Annotated in this window: 1 protein-coding gene and 1 pseudogene; both read right to left on the bottom strand. The window is 70.0% G+C overall.

Annotation, left to right across the window (positions count from 1 at the left end; translation table 11 throughout):
- A pseudogene (locus DBR20_RS00390) lies at window positions 1-613 on the bottom strand (oxidoreductase); the annotation flags it as partial.
- Window positions 614-726: 113 nt separating this feature from the next.
- Window positions 727-1,499: NAD-dependent protein deacetylase (locus DBR20_RS00385; RefSeq protein WP_108264787.1), on the bottom strand; the 773-nt coding region annotated here is incomplete at its 5' end.

The raw sequence follows: 1,499 nt of genomic DNA, 5'->3' as shown, positions 1-1,499 counted from the left end.
GCAGCGAGCCGCCGTAGCCATCGGTGCGGCGGTTGCTCAGCGGCGACAGGAACTGGTGCAGCAGATAACCGTGCGCGGCATGGATCTCGATCAGCTCGAAGCCCAGGCGCTCGGCGCGCACCGCGCTGGCGGCGAAGGCGGCAACGATCTCGGCGATGCCGGCCTCGTCCAGTTCCTGCGGCGCCGGATCGGCGGCATGGAACGGCAGCGGCGACGGCGCAACCGTGGCCCAGCCACGCGCATCATCGGCCGGCAACTGACCACCGCCATCCCACGGGCGCGCCGTAGAGGCCTTGCGGCCGGCATGGGCCAACTGCACACCCAATGGCATCGGCGACCAGCGGCGTACGCTGGCCAGCACCTGTGCCAGTGCCGCTTCGGTGCCGTCGTCCCACAGGCCCAGATCGGCCCAGCTGATGCGGCCGCGCGCTTCGACCGCGGTGGCCTCCAGGATCAGCAGGCCCGCGCCGGACTGCGCCAGGTTGCCCAGATGCATGGCGTGCCAGTCGCTGGCGCGGCCGTCTTCGGCGGAGTACTGGCACATCGGCGCGACGACGATGCGGTTGGACAAGGTCAGGGGGCCGAAGGAGATCGGCGAAAACAGCTGGCTCACGGCAGTGGGGGTGTATCAAAGGGGGTGCGTATTGCACCGCTGTACGGCCGATAGATCAACCGTGTGGGTAGATCGCTGTTTCGTGGGAAGGCGCAGCCGAGCGCAGGCTCGGCTCAGCGCGTGGTCCAGCCGGCCAGCGCCTCGGCGCAATCGCGCTCGTCCTTGAACTGCAGCAGGTCGTCGGCACGGGTGCGGCCACGGTTCAGCGCGGCCACCGGCAGGCCGGCCTTGGCCGCAGCCTGCACGAAGCGGAAGCCGGAATAGACCATCAGCGAGGAGCCCACCACCAGCACCGCATCCGCCTGCTGCAGGTGCTCATGCACCGCATCCACGCGCTCACGTGGCACGTTCTCGCCGAAGAACACCACGTCCGGCTTCAGCAGGCCGCCGCAGTGCGGGCAGTCCGGCACCGCGAACGCGGAGAAGTCGGTTTCCAGGTCGGCGTCGCCGTCGGGCGCGATACCGGCCTCCAGCGATTCCCAGCCGGGGTTGGCGTCCAGCAACTGCTGCTGGAAGCCGTCACGCTCGCTGCGACGTTCGCAGCCCATGCAGCGCACCAGATCCAGGCGGCCGTGCAGGTCGATCACGTTGCGGCTGCCGGCACGCTGGTGCAGGCCATCCACGTTCTGGGTCAGCAGTACCTGCAGCTTGCCGCTGTCCTCCAGTGCGGCCAGCGCCTGATGCGTGCCGTTGGGCCGGGCCTGGCCGAAGCGCGGCCAGCCCAGCAGGCTGCGCGCCCAGTAGCGCTGGCGGGTGGCAGCCTCGCCCATGAAGGCCTGGTAGGTCACTGGCGGCGTGCGCTTCCACTGGCCATCGGCATCGCGGTAATCGGGAATGCCCGAGGCGGTGCTGCAGCCGGCGCCGGTCAGCACGAACAGCCGTTGGG

The organism is Stenotrophomonas sp. HMWF023 (assembly GCF_003060985.1).
In the GTDB taxonomy this organism is placed as follows: Bacteria; Pseudomonadota; Gammaproteobacteria; order Xanthomonadales; family Xanthomonadaceae; genus Stenotrophomonas; species Stenotrophomonas lactitubi.
This window is presented reverse-complemented; position numbering and strand designations above follow the sequence as displayed.